General features: G+C 43.3%; 21 protein-coding genes. All 21 read right to left on the bottom strand.

What is annotated here, in order from left to right:
• Positions 1–7 precede the first annotated feature (7 nt).
• Positions 8–295 carry a flagellar hook-basal body complex protein FliE gene (gene fliE / locus ACPF7I_RS05520; protein WP_430744342.1) on the bottom strand — a complete coding sequence of 96 codons (288 nt, stop codon included), beginning with the start codon at positions 293–295 and terminating at the stop codon, positions 8–10.
• An 11-nt stretch (positions 296–306) separates the two neighbouring features.
• Positions 307–744: a flagellar basal body rod protein FlgC gene (gene flgC, locus ACPF7I_RS05515; RefSeq protein WP_430744343.1), complete on the bottom strand. Its 438-nt coding sequence runs from the start codon at positions 742–744 to the stop codon at positions 307–309.
• A gap of 3 nt (positions 745–747) precedes the next feature.
• Complete coding sequence (gene flgB / locus ACPF7I_RS05510) at positions 748–1,128, bottom strand: flagellar basal body rod protein FlgB (protein WP_009732881.1); 381 nt, start codon at positions 1,126–1,128, stop codon at positions 748–750.
• 145 nt (positions 1,129–1,273) lie between these two features.
• Entirely contained in the window at positions 1,274–2,053 is a 780-nt protein-coding gene (gene codY / locus ACPF7I_RS05505) for a GTP-sensing pleiotropic transcriptional regulator CodY (RefSeq protein WP_021094217.1), read from the bottom strand.
• Positions 2,054–2,065: 12 nt separating this feature from the next.
• The gene (gene hslU / locus ACPF7I_RS05500) at positions 2,066–3,448 is read right to left on the bottom strand and encodes an HslU--HslV peptidase ATPase subunit (protein WP_430744344.1); all 1,383 of its coding nucleotides are present in this window, start codon (positions 3,446–3,448) and stop codon (positions 2,066–2,068) included.
• Between the two features lie 12 nt (positions 3,449–3,460).
• Entirely contained in the window at positions 3,461–4,003 is a 543-nt protein-coding gene (hslV, locus tag ACPF7I_RS05495) for an ATP-dependent protease subunit HslV (protein WP_430744345.1), read from the bottom strand.
• 14 nt (positions 4,004–4,017) lie between these two features.
• Positions 4,018–4,920, bottom strand: coding sequence for a tyrosine recombinase XerC (xerC, locus tag ACPF7I_RS05490; protein ID WP_430744346.1), 903 nt, complete (start codon positions 4,918–4,920; stop codon positions 4,018–4,020).
• Between the two features lie 60 nt (positions 4,921–4,980).
• Entirely contained in the window at positions 4,981–6,279 is a 1,299-nt protein-coding gene (trmFO, locus tag ACPF7I_RS05485; protein ID WP_430744347.1) for an FADH(2)-oxidizing methylenetetrahydrofolate--tRNA-(uracil(54)-C(5))-methyltransferase TrmFO, read from the bottom strand.
• 45 nt (positions 6,280–6,324) lie between these two features.
• Positions 6,325–8,394: a type I DNA topoisomerase gene (gene topA, locus ACPF7I_RS05480; protein ID WP_430745966.1), complete on the bottom strand. Its 2,070-nt coding sequence runs from the start codon at positions 8,392–8,394 to the stop codon at positions 6,325–6,327.
• A gap of 104 nt (positions 8,395–8,498) precedes the next feature.
• Complete coding sequence (dprA, locus tag ACPF7I_RS05475; RefSeq protein WP_430745967.1) at positions 8,499–9,386, bottom strand: DNA-processing protein DprA; 888 nt, start codon at positions 9,384–9,386, stop codon at positions 8,499–8,501.
• Positions 9,387–9,444: 58 nt separating this feature from the next.
• Entirely contained in the window at positions 9,445–10,347 is a 903-nt protein-coding gene (gene sucD / locus ACPF7I_RS05470) for a succinate--CoA ligase subunit alpha (protein WP_430744348.1), read from the bottom strand.
• A 19-nt stretch (positions 10,348–10,366) separates the two neighbouring features.
• A complete protein-coding gene (sucC, locus tag ACPF7I_RS05465) occupies positions 10,367–11,527 on the bottom strand; it encodes an ADP-forming succinate--CoA ligase subunit beta (RefSeq protein ID WP_004891085.1) in 1,161 nt (386 codons plus the stop codon).
• Between the two features lie 116 nt (positions 11,528–11,643).
• A complete protein-coding gene (locus ACPF7I_RS05460; protein ID WP_430744349.1) occupies positions 11,644–11,913 on the bottom strand; it encodes an EscU/YscU/HrcU family type III secretion system export apparatus switch protein in 270 nt (89 codons plus the stop codon).
• Positions 11,910–13,082 (bottom strand): hypothetical protein, encoded by a 1,173-nt coding sequence (locus ACPF7I_RS05455; RefSeq protein WP_430744350.1) that lies wholly within the window; start codon positions 13,080–13,082, stop codon positions 11,910–11,912. The genes ACPF7I_RS05460 and ACPF7I_RS05455 overlap by 4 nt, the downstream gene beginning before the upstream one ends.
• A 1-nt stretch (position 13,083) precedes the next feature.
• Entirely contained in the window at positions 13,084–13,848 is a 765-nt protein-coding gene (locus tag ACPF7I_RS05450) for a ribonuclease HII (RefSeq protein WP_430745968.1), read from the bottom strand.
• Positions 13,849–13,921: 73 nt separating this feature from the next.
• Positions 13,922–14,776 (bottom strand): ribosome biogenesis GTPase YlqF, encoded by an 855-nt coding sequence (gene ylqF, locus ACPF7I_RS05445; protein WP_430744351.1) that lies wholly within the window; start codon positions 14,774–14,776, stop codon positions 13,922–13,924.
• 15 nt (positions 14,777–14,791) lie between these two features.
• A complete protein-coding gene (gene lepB, locus ACPF7I_RS05440; protein WP_430744352.1) occupies positions 14,792–15,343 on the bottom strand; it encodes a signal peptidase I in 552 nt (183 codons plus the stop codon).
• Between the two features lie 72 nt (positions 15,344–15,415).
• Positions 15,416–15,760 carry a 50S ribosomal protein L19 gene (gene rplS, locus ACPF7I_RS05435; RefSeq protein WP_003394943.1) on the bottom strand — a complete coding sequence of 115 codons (345 nt, stop codon included), beginning with the start codon at positions 15,758–15,760 and terminating at the stop codon, positions 15,416–15,418.
• 125 nt (positions 15,761–15,885) lie between these two features.
• Complete coding sequence (gene trmD / locus ACPF7I_RS05430; protein ID WP_019418397.1) at positions 15,886–16,623, bottom strand: tRNA (guanosine(37)-N1)-methyltransferase TrmD; 738 nt, start codon at positions 16,621–16,623, stop codon at positions 15,886–15,888.
• Positions 16,620–17,141, bottom strand: coding sequence for a ribosome maturation factor RimM (rimM, locus tag ACPF7I_RS05425; RefSeq protein ID WP_305956497.1), 522 nt, complete (start codon positions 17,139–17,141; stop codon positions 16,620–16,622). The genes trmD and rimM overlap by 4 nt, the downstream gene beginning before the upstream one ends.
• A complete protein-coding gene (locus ACPF7I_RS05420) occupies positions 17,141–17,524 on the bottom strand; it encodes a YlqD family protein (protein ID WP_021094232.1) in 384 nt (127 codons plus the stop codon). The genes rimM and ACPF7I_RS05420 overlap by 1 nt, the downstream gene beginning before the upstream one ends.
• Positions 17,525–17,560: the final 36 nt, after the last annotated feature.

The raw sequence follows: 17,560 nt of genomic DNA, 5'->3' as shown, positions 1-17,560 counted from the left end.
AGGTCCATTATACTTGCATTCTCATCACTTCTTGATACGCTTCAATGACTTTATTGCGTACTTCAATCGCTAATTGAAGCGACACGCTCGCTTTTTGCGAAGCGATCATTACGTTGTGTAAGTCAACGTTTTCTCCTTTTGCTAACTTTGTCGTGAGCAAATCTGACTCGATTTGCTGTTTATTTACTTCGTTTATCGCTTCTTTTAAAAATTGTGAAAATGCCCGTTGTGCTTCCACAGGCTTTATCGCTTGTTGTTGCGTAGCTGGCAATACGCGCTGAATGCGATCAATCATCGTTCATCCCCCTATTTTCCGATTTCTAGCGCCTTCATTAACATCCCTTTCGTTGCGTTCAATACGGTCACATTCGCTTCATATGAGCGGGTCGCGCTCATTAAATCGACCATTTCTTTTAACGGGTCAACATTTGGAAGCTTTACATATCCGTTTTCATCCGCATCAGGATGAGATGGGTCATATACAAGTTTAAACGGCGTTTGGTCTTCGATAATTTTTGTCACTTTCACTCCGCCTGCCGACCGCTCGTTCATTGCCTGACTTAAAAGAGAAGAAAACGATTCGTTCGGCTGCATGACAACCATTTTCCGTCGATACGGCTGCCACTTTCCATCGACCATTTTGGCGCGAGTCGTATCGACGTTCGCCATATTTGCTGAAATGACATCCATACGCAACCGTTGAGCAGTTAACGCAGAGGCGGACACATTGAAACTTTGAAACATGTATTATTTTCCTCCCTTAATGACCGTTTTTAAGGAGTTAAACTTTCCGTTCAAACGTTCGACTAAAGCGTTATAGTAAATTTGATTTTGTGCCAAATCCGACATTTCTTTATCTAGATCGACATTATTCTTATTATGATTGTAAACGAGATCGTTTTTCGTTGTCACGAAAAATTTGTTTGTACTTCCTTTAAACTCAAAATGGCGAGGGTCGGTACGATACGCTTGCAACGCTTGCTGAAATTCCGTACGAAACTGAACATCTTTCGCTTGAAAGTTTGGTGTATCGACATTCGCAATATTGTTTGCGATCACTTTTTGCTTTAATGATGAATAATTTAATCCTTGTTCTAATATTTGGAATGTATTTGAAAACAATTTCACGGCATATTCCTCCTTGTAAAGACACCGTTCGACAACACACCTCTATTGTAAAAAATTATTTATGTTATGTATATAGGGAACATTGGACTATTTTTCACATACTTTAACAAAAGAGGCATCTTCACGAGAAAGATGCCTTTTTGTTTTAATGATGTTTTAACTTCTCGAGTTCTGTCAAAAACTTATCGTTTAATACTTTAATGTACGTTCCTTTCATTCCGAGCGAGCGGGATTCGATGACTCCGGCGCTTTCTAGTTTACGAAGCGCGTTGACAATGACTGAACGCGTAATGCCGACACGATCAGCAATTTTACTTGCAACGAGCAAGCCTTCTGTCCCATCTAATTCTTCAAAAATATGCTCAATTGCTTCTAATTCACTATATGAAAGAGAGCTGATCGCCATTTGCACAACCGCCTTGCTGCGCGCTTCTTCTTCAATTTCTTCCGCTTTTTCACGCAAAATTTCCATTCCAACAACTGTCGCTCCGTATTCAGCTAAAATTAAATCATCATCGTGAAACTCTTTATCTAATCGGGATAAAATGAGCGTTCCAAGGCGTTCCCCGCCACCGATAATCGGCACGATCGTCGTTAAGCCATTTTTAAATAAGTCTTTATTTTCAATCGGAAATGCCGTATACTCGCTATTAATATCAAGATTTGGCGATGTTTCTGTAATATGAAATAAGTTTTTCGTATACTCTTCTGGAAATTGACGATCGGCTAACATTTTTTTCATTCGTTCATTTTCAATCGTTTGTTTAATGGCAAAGCCGAGCAACTTTCCGCGGCGGCTCACAACGAAAATGTTTGCTTCAATGACTTCGCAAAGCGTTTCTGCCATCTCTTTAAAGTTCACAGGCTTTCCGGCCGCGTTTTGCAACATCGCATTAATTTTTCTCGTTTTTTCAAGTAAATTCATATCGCATCCTCCTTATAAAATAAACTGACTTAAATCTTTATTTCTTACAATGTTCCCTAGTTTTTGCTCCACATATTGTGGGGTGATAACAACCTTTTCAAGATGTACGTCTGGCGCTTCATACAATAAATCTTCTAACAATTTTTCCATAATCGTATGAAGGCGGCGCGCACCAATGTTATCCGTTTGTTGATTCACTTCAAAAGCGACTTCTGCGATTTTACGAATAGCATCGTCAGAAAATTCAAGTTGTATACCTTCTGTAGCAAGTAAAGCGATATACTGTTTTAACAGCGCATTGTTCGGTTCAACCAATATTTTTACAAAATCATCTACTGTCAGTTTCGTCAATTCAACGCGAATCGGAAAACGCCCTTGCAATTCTGGGATTAAGTCGGACGGTTTCGCCATATGAAACGCCCCAGCAGCAATAAATAAAATATAGTCCGTTTTTACCGGTCCGTATTTCGTCATGACGGTTGAACCTTCCACAATCGGTAAAATGTCGCGTTGCACCCCTTCACGCGAAACGTCAGCTGATGAACCGACCTGCCCTTTCCGAGCAATTTTATCAATTTCGTCAATAAAAATAATGCCTGATTGCTCTGCGAGTCGAATCGCTTCTTGCGTTACTTCGTCCATATCGATCAACTTTTGCGCTTCTTCGTTTGCAAGGACGTGGCGCGCTTCTTTTACTTTTAATTTTCGTTTTTTCCGCTTTTTCGGCATAAAGCTACTTAACATATCTTGCATATTGACGCCCATTTGCTCCAAACCAGCGCCTTGAAATAAGTCAAACATCATCGGTTGTTGCTCTTCGATTTCAACCGTCACTACTTCGTTTTCTAACTGTCCATTTGCCAATTGCCAAGCGACTTGTCTTCGTCTTTCGGCTAGTTGTTGATCGTCGCTTCCATTTGTCGTTTGTTGTTCTACTGCCCCACCAAACAAAAGTTCAAATGGATTTTTCATCGGTTGTTTTGTTTTCCCTGGTACAAGCAGTTCAACAAGCCGTTTGTTCGCCAATTGTTCCGCTTGTTCTTTCACCTCGTTCATTTTTTTCTCTTTTACGATGCGCACAGACGTTTCAACGAGATCACGCACCATCGACTCTACGTCGCGACCGACATAACCGACTTCCGTAAATTTCGTTGCCTCTACTTTTACGAATGGAGCGCCAACAAGTTTCGCTAATCGTCGTGCAATTTCTGTTTTTCCAACACCCGTCGGTCCAATCATTAAAATGTTTTTCGGCACGACTTCATCACGCAATTTTTCATCTAATAAACTGCGGCGATAACGATTTCTTAATGCGATCGCTACCGCTTTTTTCGCTTCATGCTGACCGACGATAAATTGATCAAGCTTTTCAACAATTTGTTTTGGCGTTAACATGCCGCTCCCCCCTTACAGCTCTTCGACAATAATGCAATCGTTTGTGTACACGCAAATATCGCTCGCTACTTTTAATGCCGCTTCCGCAATTTGCTTCGCTGTTAAATGTTCACCTGCATACGCCTTCAATGCCCGACCAGCTGCTAACGCATAGTTACCACCGGAGCCAATCGCTAAAATGTTATCGTCTGGTTCAATAACTTCGCCTGTTCCAGAAATGAGCAACATATGTGTCGCGTCCATGACGATTAACATCGCTTCTAATCGGCGCAACACTTTGTCGCTCCGCCACTCTTTTGCTAGCTCAACCGCCGCCCGTTGTAAATTTCCGTTGTATTCTTCTAACTTTCCTTCAAACATTTCAAACAGCGTAAATGCATCAGCGACCGCCCCTGCAAAACCGGCTAACACTTTGCCATGAAAAAGTTTACGAATTTTCCGCGCTGTATGTTTCATTACTACGGCATTGCCGAACGTCACTTGACCATCGCCCGCCATCGCTCCTTTTCCTTGATGGCGAATCGCAAAAATCGTCGTCGCATGAAATTGACTCATAACCGATCCTCCTTTTATGCACGCGGGTGAGAATATAAATAAACGTGGCGCAAATGATCTTTCGTTACATGTGTATACACTTGTGTCGACGAAAGATGCGCATGACCTAACAATTCTTGCACAGAACGTAAATCAGCACCTTCATTTAATAAATGCGTCGCAAACGTATGGCGAAACACATGGGGACTAACTTTCAAAGAAAGGGCAGCTCGTTCAACGATGTCGTTTAAAATGTGCCGTACCCCTCTTGGCGTTAATGGTCCACCACGCGCATTTAAAAAAAGCACATCCGTCGGCGCTTTTGCCTTGCTTACAAGTTGCTGACGTCCATCTTGTATATATCGTTCAAGCGCTTCTTTTGCATACGTACCAAACGGGACATATCGTTGCTTGTTTCCCTTTCCGTAAATTAAAATCGTACATACGGAGAAATCAATATGCGATAAGCGAATGTTACAACATTCACTTACACGAACGCCCGTTGCGTACAACAGTTCAATGATCGCTTGGTTTCGTTGACCGATCGCTGTATTCAAATCATTGACAACAAACAATTGTTCTAATTCATCTGGATACAAAAAATGTGGAATTTTCTGTTCTTTTTTCGGCAACGATGCAAGCGCAAACGGATTTTCAGAAACAATTTTCTCCCGCACTAAAAATTTATAAAAGCTGCGCAAGCTCGACATTTTCCGGGCAATCGAACGGCTTGATTGTTGACGCTTATGAAGCTCTGTTAAAAACAAGCGAACGTCGCTGTAAGACACTTCTTGCAACTGTTTGATTTGTTCACGCTCCATAAATTCAAAAAATTCGCCAATATCATGCTTATAACACGCAATTGTATATTCTGAATAATTTTTTTCTATTTGTAAATATTCAACGAACAAATTTAACGTAAAATTCACATTTTCCATTCGATCACCTCACAAGAGCTACTAAATAGTAGCATAATTTAGCAGCTCTTGCAACGAATTTCACCATTTTTTTATAAAATTCTGAATCGTTTCTAATGCCCGTTGTGCATATCGTTCATTTTTTTTCTTTTTATCTTTTATTGGCTCGTCGAGCGGTGCAAATAAGCCGAAATTCGCATTCATCGGTTGAAAATGTTTCGGGTTCGCCGATGTAATATAATGCGCCATGCTTCCGATGGCCGTTTCTTGCGGAAATACGACAAGTTCTTTTCCGAGCACATAGTGGGCAGCATTAATCCCCGCCACAAGTCCTGATGCTGCTGACTCAACATACCCTTCGACCCCGGTCATTTGTCCTGCAAAAAATAAATCTTCTCTTTCTTTATATTGATATGTCGGTTTTAATAACTTCGGCGAATTAATAAACGTATTGCGGTGCATCACACCGTATCGTACAATTTCTGCTTGCTCAAGCCCTGGGATCAAGCGAATGACTTCTTTTTGCTCCCCCCATTTTAAATGCGTTTGAAACCCGACAATATTGTACAACGTTCCTGCCGCATCGTCTTGACGAAGTTGAACGACGGCAAAAGGACGTTTTCCTGTACGCGGGTCTTCTAAACCGACGGGCTTCATCGGACCAAACAGCAACGTCTTTTTCCCGCGCCGGGCCATCACTTCAATTGGCATACATCCTTCAAAATAAATTTCTTTTTCAAACTCTTTTAACGGAACCGTTTCAGCAGAAATGAGCGCATCATAAAATCGGTCAAACTCCTCTTCTGTCATCGGGCAGTTAATATATGCCGCTTCCCCTTTGTCGTAGCGGGACTTTATATACACTTTTTCCATATCAATGCTTTCTTTCTCAACAATCGGTGCAGCCGCATCGTAAAAATATAAATATTCTTCCCCTGTCAACGCTTGAAGCTGTTCCGAAAGCGGCTGCGATGTTAACGGACCTGTCGCAATAATCGTTGGGCCTGTTGGAATTGTTGTTACTTCTTCACGCACAACCGTCACATTCGGATGATTCGCTACCATGTCTGTAACTTTCGCCGCAAATTCGTGACGGTCGACAGCTAAAGCGCCACCAGCTGGCACGGAACAAGAGTCCGCTGCTTTCATAATGACGGAATCTAACCGACGCATTTCTTCTTTTAATACACCGACTGCATTCGTTAACGTATTTGCGCGAAGAGAGTTGCTGCATACGAGTTCTGCAAACTTGTCTGTATGATGCGCGGGAGTTTGTTTCACCGGGCGCATTTCATATAATTTGACGCGAATGCCGCGCTTCGCGAGTTGCCATGCCGCCTCACTTCCTGCCAATCCTGCTCCAATTACTGTTACTTCCATCCATATTCCCTCCTCGATAAAATGGGTGAGGGTATTCGCCTCACCTTACTGTTGTTCGTTATATTCACATTGTGTACATTGAACGTGCACGCTCTTTTTCCCTTTTTTCTCAACGAGCATGCCACCACATTTTGGGCACGGTCGATTCATTGGTTTATCCCATGAAACGAAATCGCACGCTGGAAAACGATCGCAACCGTAAAACATACGCTTCTTTTTACTTTTTCGTTCAACGATGTTCCCTTCATGACAACGTGGGCATTTTACGCCAATATCTTTGACGATCGCTTTCGTATTTCGACATTGTGGAAAATTTGAACAAGCGATAAACTTTCCGAAGCGTCCCATTTTATACACCATTGGGCTTCCGCATACATCGCAATCGACATCAGCTGATTCGTCTGCTATTTCGACTTTTTCCATTTCAACTTCAGCCACTTTTAACCGTTTTTCAAACTCGCGATAAAATTCGTCAATGATGCGTACCCATTCGACTTTTCCTTCTTCGATGTCGTCTAAGTTTTTTTCCATTTTCGCTGTAAACTCGACGTCTAAAATTTCCGGGAAAAATTGCATCATTAAATCAAGGACAATTTCCCCAAGCTCTGTTGGAACGAATCGTTTGTTCTCAAGCGTCACATAATTGCGCTTTTGAATCGTATCGAGCGTCGGGGCATATGTCGACGGACGACCGATGCCGAGCTCTTCTAACGTCTTGACAAGGCGCGCTTCCGTATAACGCGGTGGCGGCTGTGTGAAATGTTGCTTTCCTTCAATATCTTTGCTAAATACGCGCTCCCCTTCCACAAAGTCTGGCAGTAATCGTTGCTGTTCATCTTTCGGATCGTCTGTTCCTTCCACATATACTTTCATAAAGCCTGGAAATTTGACTGTCGAGCCAGTCGCGCGGAAGACGACTGAACCGTTTGAAAGCTCGACGGCGATCGTATCGAGCAAAGCTGGCGCCATTTGACTGGCGATAAAGCGCTCCCAAATGAGTTTGTACAGCTGATATTGATCGCGTGTCACATGCGGCTTAATGGCGCTCGGATGACGCCAGACGGACGTTGGACGAATTGCTTCGTGCGCATCTTGCGCGTTCGCCTTTTGTTTTTCTTTTCTTTTTTCTGTTGCTACATATGATGTGCCGAACGTCTGTTCAATATACTGAATCGCCTCTTGTTGAGCGCTCTCGGATACGCGCGTTGAGTCTGTACGCATATATGTAATTAAACCGACGGTTCCTTCGCTTCCAAGATCAATTCCTTCGTATAGCTGTTGTGCGACCATCATCGTTTTTTTCGTGCGAAAATTCAACTTCCGTGCAGCCTCTTGCTGCAAGGATGATGTAATAAATGGTGCGACCGGATTGCGCTTTCGTTCTTTTTTCGTTACCGCTGTAACGACAAATTCATTGCCTTGCATATGGCTTAACACATGTTGTACATCTTGTTCTGTTTTTAAATCGAACGTTTCGTTGTCTAGACGATAAAATTGCGCTTCAAATGTATCGTTTCCTTTGACAAACGTCCCTTGAATCGTCCAATATTCTTCTGGTTGAAACGATTGAATTTCTTTTTCACGTTCAATAATTAAGCGAAGCGCAACAGATTGTACACGCCCTGCGCTTAACCCTTTTTTTACTTTTTTCCAAAGCAACGGGCTAATGTTGTAGCCGACAAGGCGATCGAGCACACGCCGCGCTTGTTGTGCATGAACTAAATGCATATTAATGGCGCGCGGTTGTTCAAACGACTGTTTAATCGCATCTTTTGTGATTTCGTTAAATACAACGCGACATGGGGAGTCGGTATTTAAATCAAGCAAATGTGCCAAATGCCAAGCGATCGCTTCCCCTTCGCGATCCGGGTCGGCGGCAAGAAATACTTTTTTTGCCTTTTTCGCTGCTGTTTTCAACTCTTTAATGACCGAACCTTTGCCACGAATCGTAATATACTTCGGTTCATAATCGTTTTGTATATCAACGCCCATTTGACTTTTTGGCAAATCGCGCACATGCCCCATCGATGCTTTTACTTTATACTTTTTTCCTAAGTATCTTTCAATCGTTTTCGCCTTTGCTGGCGACTCTACAATGACTAAGTAGTCTGACATCATTTTGTCCTCCCTTAAGAGGTAATTCGTAAAATAAAATCTTCATTATTATTAATGATGATTCGTTCATTTGTCAAACATCATTTTTCGATTTTTTCTTTCCCTCATGTAAAAAGATGTCGAAATTCCTCTTCAATATCGTCGCTTGATAATATTAATTTCGCTCCTTGTTGGATTAACCGATTCGTCCCGTGCGCTTCTTTTGTCGTGATGTCACCTGGGATCGCAAATACTTCTCTTCCTTGTTGTAGCGCAAAATGAGCAGTGATGAGCGAGCCGCTTCGCTCTTTCGCCTGCACGACAAGCGTGCCAACAGACAAACCGCTAATGATCCGGTTGCGCATCGGGAAATGCCATGTTTGTGGGCGAACAAACGGCGGGTGCTCAGAAATAACGAGTTGTGTTGTCGCTAATTGTCGAAATAATGATTCGTTTTCAGGAGGATATATATGACGCAATCCCCCTGCTATGACCGCAATGGTTTCACCGTTATGGCGTAAACATAAACGATGCGCTTCAGCATCGACACCTTTCGCTAATCCGCTCACAATGACCCATCCGTGTTGAATAAGCGGCGGAAGAACGATATGCATCGCCGCAATTCCTTGACGGGTTGGTGTTCGTGTCCCGACGACGCTGATTAATTTTTTTCGCTTCAACAACTGCACGTTTCCTTTCGCATATAGTACCCAAGGCGGATCGTATATATGTTTGAGCCACTCTGGGTATTCATCGTCCTTAATTGTTACAATATGAATGTGTTGCTCCTCATATGTTTTTATCATACGTTTCAATTTGTGACAATGCAAATCATGGAAAAAAGCAGCGAAATGTTTTTCGGGGATTGTCAGTAATCGTTGAAGTTGATAAGAAGAAAGATGAAAAATCGAGGCAAGGGATGAATCGACATGAAGCAAGCGCGCGATGCTTTTCCATCCGATCCCACGACAATGATGCAAATGAATAAGCCTTTCGCGATCTGTATCGTACATCATATCCCTCCTTTGATAAAAATCGTCCTAAGGTCTGCTCCTTAGGACGATTGAACGATTAATGCGTTTTACATTTCTCGTATAAACCGCGTTCTTTTAATACAGAGATGAGCGTTTCGCCGATCACAGATGGCGTTTCAGCAACTTTAATGCCGCATGCTGTCATCGTTTGAATTTTTTCTGCGGCTGTTCCTTTGCCACCAGAAATAATCGCACCCGCATGTCCCATGCGCTTTCCTGGAGGAGCTGTTTGGCCGCCGATAAAGCCGACAACCGGTTTTGTCATGTTTGCTTTTACCCATTCTGCTGCTTCTTCTTCCGCTGTTCCGCCAATCTCACCGATCATAATGACTGCGTACGTATCTTCATCTTCGTTAAACGCCTTTAATACGTCGATGAAGTTTGTGCCGTTCACTGGGTCACCGCCAATGCCGACCGCAGTTGATTGACCGATTCCCGCTTGTGTTAACTGATGAACAGCTTCGTACGTTAACGTACCGGAGCGCGAAACGATACCGACATGACCTTTTTTATGAATATAGCCCGGCATAATGCCAATTTTGCATTCTTCCGGCGTAATAATACCAGGGCAGTTTGGTCCGATTAAGCGCGTTTTCTTTCCTTCCATATAGCGCTTCACTTTTACCATGTCCAATACCGGAATGCCTTCTGTAATACAAACGACTAAATCGATTTCCGCATCGACAGCTTCCATAATCGCATCGGCTGCAAATGCTGGCGGAACGTAAATAACAGAGGCGTTCGCACCTGTTTTTTCAACCGCTTCGGAAACCGTATCAAACACAGGTACCCCTTCAACTTCCGTGCCACCTTTTCCTGGTGTTACCCCGCCAACAATGTTTGTACCGTATTCAATCATTTGCTTCGTATGGAACAACCCTTGTGAACCTGTAATTCCTTGTACAATGACTTTCGTATGTTTATTAACAAAAACGCTCACGTTTCTCCCATCCCTTCTATTAGCTTACTAGCGAAACGATTTTTTGCGCGCCGTCTGCCATCGATTCAGCGGCTGTAATATTTAATCCGGACTCTTCTAAAATCTTTTTCCCTAATTCTACGTTCGTTCCTTCTAAACGAACGACAAGCGGAAGATTTAAACCAACTTGTTTCGTTGCCTCAACAATTCCGTTAGCGATGACGTCGCATTTCATAATGCCCCCGAAAATGTTAACGAAAATACCTTTCACATTCGGGTCGGATAAAATGATTTTAAACGCTTCTGTTACTTTTTCTGTCGTCGCACCGCCACCAACATCTAAAAAGTTCGCCGGCTCGCCACCGTAATATTTAATAATATCCATCGTCGCCATCGCTAAGCCCGCACCGTTGACCATGCAGCCGATATTTCCGTCAAGCGAAATGTAGTTTAAATCGTATTTTGATGCTTCAATTTCTTTTGGATCTTCTTCGTCCAAATCGCGATATTCTAAAATGTCTTTATGGCGATATAACGCGTTTGAATCAAAGTTTAACTTCGCATCAAGCGCCATCACTTTTCCGTCTCCTGTAACAACGAGCGGGTTAATTTCAGCGATCGAGCAATCTTTTTCGACGAATACTTGATATAAGCCTAACATAAATTTGACCGCTTGGTTGACAAGCTCTTTCGGAATGTTGATGTTAAATGCCATGCGGCGCGCTTGGAACGCTTGTAGGCCGACAGCTGGGTCAATATACTCTTTAAAAATTTTCTCCGGCGTTTTTGCCGCTACTTCTTCGATTTCCGTTCCGCCTTCTTCTGATCCCATTAATACTACGCGGGACGTCGCACGGTCAACAACAAGCCCGATGTAATATTCTTTTTTAATGTCGCATCCTTCTTCGATTAACAAACGCTTCACTTCTTTGCCTTCTGGACCTGTTTGATGCGTCACAAGCACTTTTCCGAGCAATTCGCTCGCATATGTACGAACTTCCTCTAAGCTTTTTGCGACTTTTACACCCCCTGCTTTTCCGCGACCGCCAGCGTGAATTTGCGCTTTGACGACACAAACGCTGCTGCCGAGCTCTTTTGCCGCTTCGACCGCTTCTTCAACCGTAAACGCCACACGGCCGTTCGGCACGCTTACTCCGTAGCTTCTGAGGATCTCTTTTCCTTGATACTCATGAATATTCATACCCCATCCTCCTATGTATAAAAATAAAAGTACTAGCGCTTTCATTGTATAATGATACTTTGTCAGTTGTCTACCATTTAGACAGAAAATTCTTTAACAAAAGAAAAAGAAGCGATTCATTCCAACCGCCCCTCCACCTTCTTCTCCACTCGGTAAATAAAAGCAAATACTTCCGCAACGACTTTGTACAGCTCCTCTGGAATCATTTCGTTCAGTTGCAATTGACCGAGCATCGCAGCAAGTGTTTCATCTTCATAAATGGGAACGTCGTATTGCTTTGCCTTTTCAATAATGCGCTCAGCAACTGCCCCCTCCCCTTTAGCGACGACGACGGGAGCAACGTGCTGCTCATCGTACGATAAAGCGACGGCACGTTTTCGTTTCATATGCGGTAATCCACTCCTTTGTATGAAAATGGTTCGACGAGCAATCGTTTCTTTGTTGGAGCGCGCTCTGGCACCTTGACGTGAACGGTCGAAAGCGTATAACCATGCTCAGCAAGCTGTTTTTTTAACGACGGCTCAAGCGCCGAGACGTATGACGATAAATGGGGCGTGTCGTTGATGATCGAAATATAAACGATGCGTTGTTGAATATGAACATCAACGATTGTTTCTTTTAGCGTTGCCATCGTTAAATAAAATAAAATGCGGCAATAGTCTGTATCGATTTTTCCATTTTCTTTTTTCTTTCCGCGCCATTGAATCGTCACATCGGTCGGGTGCGTGCCAATAAATAGCGGAAACTGCATAAAAATGTGTTGAAGCGGCTCGACGTTCGTCGATAATAGTTGATACGCTTGCATGCGTTGCCATAGCGATGTCAACTCCTCTTTTACCGTACCTTTCGCTTCCGACACCGCCGCCTGCAATAAAGAAAGCCATTCTTCTTGCTTTTTCATCCCCTCTTGCAATACTTCATGTATATATTGCGGAGAAAACGAAGAGAGCGACGGAATGCGGCGCAAAAGCGCAGGAAGTTTCGCTAACGTCTCCCCTCGTTGCGCGCTTTCGTCGATCATCATAGCGAGCGCAATTCGCTGCTCATACAATGGTCGCTCATGCTGAAGGGAGAGAAAAGCGCGAAACACATCGTCACGAAACGGCAGTTCGTTCATCATCATCCATTTTATTGCTTGCACTTCTTTTTCTCCCCCTGTTCGCAACCATTGGCGCATAAGCGCCACTTGCTCGCGCTTAAGCGATATCGCTTCATCAAGCATCCAGCGAATGAGCGCTTTCGTCTGATCGTTATGAGGAAGACGAAAATGACGGATGATGCTCTCTTCATCTGTTGCTTTTGGGGGGCGCTCTAATATTTTAAGTTCAAGCGGAGACGTTTTTTGCACTTGAAATGCATACGATCCGCCCTCTTTTACCGACGACCGCAACTCTGCTGTAACCATCTGATTGCCGATGCGAACGAGCGCCGTGCCGTCTTCTTTCACTTTTTCCACTTTTCCATAAATCATATCGCCGAGGTGAAACGTTCGTTCTTTCGGCTGAAGTGACGATGGCGATTGGTCAAACAACGTGCGCATCCATTGGACGTTCATTTCATTCCCCTCGTTTCATTCGCTCACGAATTGGCGCAAAAGAACGACGATGTTCTTCAATGACACCATATCGTTCAATCGCTTGGATATGCGCTTTCGTTCCGTATCCCATATGTTTCTCAAATCCATATTGCGGATATTTCTCACCTAGTTGTTTCATCATCCGATCGCGCGTCACTTTCGCTATAATGGAGCTTGCAGCAATGGATGCACTATGCGCATCTCCTTTAATGATGGATGTTTGCGGAATAGATAGCGGAATGTGCATCGCATCAATAAGCAAATGTTCGGGAGCGATCGCAAGCGCTCGGACGGCTTGCACCATCGCTTTTTTCGTCGCTTCGTAAATGTTTAGTTCGTCAATTTCACGGGCGCTCACAATGCCGATACCGATCGCAAGCGCCGTTTGTTGAATGATAGAAAACAATTGCTCTCGCTTCGTTTCCGATAACTTTTTTGAGTCATCTAAATGAGGAAGAAACACGTCTTGTGGCAAAATGACAGCCGCAGCAACGACCGGGCCAGCGAGCGGACCGCGTCCAACTTCATCCACGCCTGCGATATAGCGCACTCCTTTTTCATATAGCGCCTGTTCATATTGTAACATATGCGAAAAACGTTCCCGCTCGCGTTTTTCTGCTTCTTTTTGTTTATACCATTGTTGAATGAGGCGTTGGACACCTTTTCGCTCATCATGTAATAGTTGTTGAAACCATTCATCTGTTTCATCGTGAATCGTTTGTAGTCGTTGTTTTATCTCTTGCATATTCACGCTCGATCACTCCTTACATCTTATATCGGCAAATTGGCAAAAAAATAAAGGCCCGCTTATGCGAACCTTACAGGCGATCAAAACTGAGCCGTCCTAATTTTTCTGTGCGAATATCGCGCAACACAAGCTCAGCTACTTTATCGTAATCCACGACGCCTCCAGCAGCTAAACAGCCCCGTCTTTTTCCGATTTCATCAAACAATACAACGATGTCTTCTGGAATATCCGAAAGCGCGTACCGTTCTTTTAAACGATCAGGGTAATGCGCCGTTAAAAAGCGCAACGCATATACGGCAACATCTTGTAAATTTAAAATCGTATCTTTAATTGCTCCTGTTGTCGCGAGCTTGAATCCAACTTCTTCGTCTTCAAACTTCGGCCATAAAATTCCTGGCGTATCGAGCAGTTCAAGTTCTTTGCCGACTTTAATCCATTGTTGTGCTTTCGTCACTCCTGGTGTATCGCCCGTTTTGGCGATATGTTTTCCTGCCAGTCGGTTAATGAGCGTCGATTTCCCGACGTTTGGAATACCGACAATTAACGCGCGCATGGCGCGAGGACGTTTAATTCCTTTCGCCATCATTTTTTCAAACTTTGGGCGCAACTTCTCTTTTGCGACCGTCACAATTTGCTTCACGCCCGTTCCACTTTGCGAGTCAATCGCAATCGCTTCTATTTGTTGCGCGGCGAAAAAATCAATCCATTGCTTTGTGACGTCTGGGTCAGCCATATCCGCTTTATTTAACAACATGATGCGCGGCTTATTTGCGACAATTTCATCAATTAACGGATTGCGGGATGACATCGGAATGCGCGCATCAACAAGTTCAAATACGATATCAATGAGCTTTAATTTTTCTGTTACTTCCCGTTTCGCCTTCGCCATATGGCCGGGAAACCATTGAATCGTCATCGTTGCCACCTACTTTGTATGATGTTATTCAACAATTCGCGCATCAGAAAGGGGCCAATAGACGACCGACGTTTTGCCTACGACTTTATCCATCGGAATAAAGCCGATATGACGGCTATCTTTGCTGTATCGACGATTATCTCCGAGCACGAATAAATGACCTTCTGGAACTGTTTTTTGTCCCCATAGTTCTTCAAGTGTAAACGACTCTGTTAGCGGACCATCAAATACTTGCTTTTTCTCTTCGTCTAAATAAGGCTCTTTGTACGGCTTTCCGTTCACATATAACGTATCATTTTTATATTCGATGCGATCGCCCGGCAGCCCAATGACGCGCTTAATATAATCTTTTCCTTCTTCTGCATGAAACACAATAATATCAAATCGTTCTGGTTCGCCAATTTTGTATGCCACTTTATTCACAATCATACGATCTTGGTTATGTAATGTCGGCATCATCGATTCCCCTTCAACGATAATCGGGGCAAAAATAAAATAGCGAATGCCTCCTGCTAACGCCACTGCAATAACAATTGCTTTCAGCCATTCAAACCATTCGTTTTTTTGTTTTTCCATCCGTCTCCCACCTATATGATGAATGTTGAAAAAGGAGCTTGATGATCAAGCTCCTCGCAATCATTTCTTTTGTTAGATGATTTCTTTGATGCGTGCTGCTTTACCGCGGAGTTGACGCAAGTAGTACAATTTCGCGCGACGAACTTTACCGCGACGAACAACTTCTAATTTAGCAATCTTCGGCGTGTGTAATGGGAATGTACGCTCAACACCTACACCGTAAGATACTTTACGCACTGTAAATGTTTCGCTAATTCCACCACCACGACGCTTGATGACAACGCCCTCAAATACTTGGATACGCTCACGGTTTCCTTCGACAACTTTTACGTGAACGCGCACTGTGTCACCAGGGCGGAATTCAGGAAGATCGTTACGTAGTTGTTCTTTTGTAATTTCTTGAATTAAATGATGCATCATATTCATCTCCTTCCAACAGATGCTCATGCTTATGTTTATCGTTCATAGCAGCGGAACATCGTTTTACGTGCGACGTAAGCCACAACGTTTATACTAGCATAAAGATGTATCGGATGCAAGAGTTACCGCTCATTTTTTTCCCATTGTTCAATCCATTTTTTTTGCTGTTCTGTTAGTTCATACGTCTCAAGTAAATCTGGTCGTCGCAACCACGTACGACGCAACGATTCTTTTTGACGCCATTCTTCAATTAAACGATGGTTGCCAGAAAGAAGAACGTCTGGTACTTTCATGCCCCGAAAATCCGCAGGACGCGTATAATGCGGATGTTCAAGTAAGCCAGAGCTATATGAATCAAGGACAGAGGAATGTTCGTTGCCGAGCACGCCCGGGAGCAGGCGAACGACGCTATCAATAACGACCATCGCTGCCAACTCTCCGCCTGTTAATACATAATCTCCAATTGAAATTTCATCCGTTACGACATGCTCACGAATGCGCTCATCATATCCTTCGTAATGGCCACAAATGAAAATTAAATGTTGTTCTTTGGCGAGTTCCTCCGCCTTTTTTTGTGTGTAGCGTTCTCCTTGTGGGCAAAGCAAAATAATGCGCGGGCGATGTTCGCTCTGTTTCGTTAAATGATCGACCGCATCGAAAATCGGTTGTGGTTTTAATACCATCCCAGCGCCACCGCCATAAGGATAGTCGTCTACCGTTTGGTGTTTATTATCGGCAAACTCGCGGAAATTGACGAGCTGAAACGTAACCGCTCCTTTTTCTTGCGCTCGTTTCAAAATCGACTCTTGAAGCACGCCAGTAAACATCGTTGGAAATAAAGTGAGCACGTCGATTTTCATTCGTCAAGCAATCCTTCCATGACATGAATGGTAATCGTTTTATTTTCGACATCGACTTGTTTGACGACATCAGCAATATAAGGGATAAATACATCTCCGCCTTTTTTCCGTTTCACGACCCATACATCGTTTGCCCCTGGCGTTAAAATTTCCTTTACTTCCCCAATCGTTTCACCATCTTCGGTCACAACGGTGCAGCCGATAATTTCGTGGAAATAATATTCTCCTTCATCAAGCGGTTGAAGTTGGCTTTCTGGTACTTTAATCATCGCACCTTTGAATTTTTCAACTAAATTGATGTTGTCATATCCTTCAAACGTCAATAAATCAAACGACTTATGAACTCGATGGCTCGCCACTTTCACTTCAATTGGCGGCTCGTTTTCCATAAAAATATATAGCACATTTCCGATTTTATACCGTTCTTGCGCAAAATCTGTGCGTGAAATGACGCGCACTTCACCGCGAATGCCGTGCGTATTGACAATTTTTCCGACATTAAACCATTTCACAACAATCACCCCTCGCGTATGTCAACAACAATTCCATCTTCAATAATAATCGTTTTTTGAGGCGACCAACGATCACCGATGTGAACGTCGATAATCGCCTCCACCTCTCGTTCTTTTATTTCGCTTCCTATCGGTAATATGTGCAATTGTTCGAGAAGGAAGTCAAGTTCCGCTATTTTTTGACGCCGAACTTGCATTTCTCGCTCAAATTTTTCTTTAATTTGTTTTGGTGGAAACGATGTTTGCTTTTCCATTCGTTTTTGTTCAAAAATAAGCTGTTCACATTGTTGTTCAAGCTGTCGTTTTTGTGCCGTCAATTGTTGAATGAGTTGTTGTTTACTTTTTTCTGTCAACCGTTGTCTTACTTCAACCGTTTGAATAATTTTCATGGCGCACCGCCTTTCTGAACGAAAAAAGGGGAGGTA

Source organism: Anoxybacillus dikiliensis, assembly GCF_050613275.1.
In the GTDB taxonomy this organism is placed as follows: Bacteria; Bacillota; Bacilli; order Bacillales; family Anoxybacillaceae; genus Anoxybacillus.
The sequence above is the reverse complement of the archived record's forward strand: the minus strand, read 5'-3'. Positions and strand labels throughout refer to the sequence as shown.

Bases quoted from the DNA above. Each gene is read 5' to 3' on its own strand.
- ACPF7I_RS05455 (WP_430744350.1), bottom strand. From the start codon at position 13,082: ATGAACGTCCAATGGATGCGCACGTTGTTTGACCAATCGCCATCGTCA.
- topA (WP_430745966.1), bottom strand. From the start codon at position 8,394: ATGTCAGACTACTTAGTCATTGTAGAGTCGCCAGCAAAGGCGAAAACG.
- dprA (WP_430745967.1), bottom strand. From the start codon at position 9,386: ATGTACGATACAGATCGCGAAAGGCTTATTCATTTGCATCATTGTCGT.
- xerC (WP_430744346.1), bottom strand. From the start codon at position 4,920: ATGGAAAATGTGAATTTTACGTTAAATTTGTTCGTTGAATATTTACAA.
- trmD (WP_019418397.1), bottom strand. From the start codon at position 16,623: ATGAAAATCGACGTGCTCACTTTATTTCCAACGATGTTTACTGGCGTG.
- hslV (WP_430744345.1), bottom strand. From the start codon at position 4,003: ATGAGTCAATTTCATGCGACGACGATTTTTGCGATTCGCCATCAAGGA.
- fliE (WP_430744342.1), bottom strand. From the start codon at position 295: ATGATTGATCGCATTCAGCGCGTATTGCCAGCTACGCAACAACAAGCG.
- lepB (WP_430744352.1), bottom strand. From the start codon at position 15,343: ATGGAAAAACAAAAAAACGAATGGTTTGAATGGCTGAAAGCAATTGTT.
- sucC (WP_004891085.1), bottom strand. From the start codon at position 11,527: ATGAATATTCATGAGTATCAAGGAAAAGAGATCCTCAGAAGCTACGGA.
- rplS (WP_003394943.1), bottom strand. From the start codon at position 15,760: ATGCATCATTTAATTCAAGAAATTACAAAAGAACAACTACGTAACGAT.
- flgC (WP_430744343.1), bottom strand. From the start codon at position 744: ATGTTTCAAAGTTTCAATGTGTCCGCCTCTGCGTTAACTGCTCAACGG.
- ACPF7I_RS05460 (WP_430744349.1), bottom strand. From the start codon at position 11,913: ATGAAACGAAAACGTGCCGTCGCTTTATCGTACGATGAGCAGCACGTT.
- codY (WP_021094217.1), bottom strand. From the start codon at position 2,053: ATGAATTTACTTGAAAAAACGAGAAAAATTAATGCGATGTTGCAAAAC.
- hslU (WP_430744344.1), bottom strand. From the start codon at position 3,448: ATGTTAACGCCAAAACAAATTGTTGAAAAGCTTGATCAATTTATCGTC.
- ACPF7I_RS05450 (WP_430745968.1), bottom strand. From the start codon at position 13,848: ATGCAAGAGATAAAACAACGACTACAAACGATTCACGATGAAACAGAT.
- trmFO (WP_430744347.1), bottom strand. From the start codon at position 6,279: ATGGAAGTAACAGTAATTGGAGCAGGATTGGCAGGAAGTGAGGCGGCA.
- ACPF7I_RS05420 (WP_021094232.1), bottom strand. From the start codon at position 17,524: ATGAAAATTATTCAAACGGTTGAAGTAAGACAACGGTTGACAGAAAAA.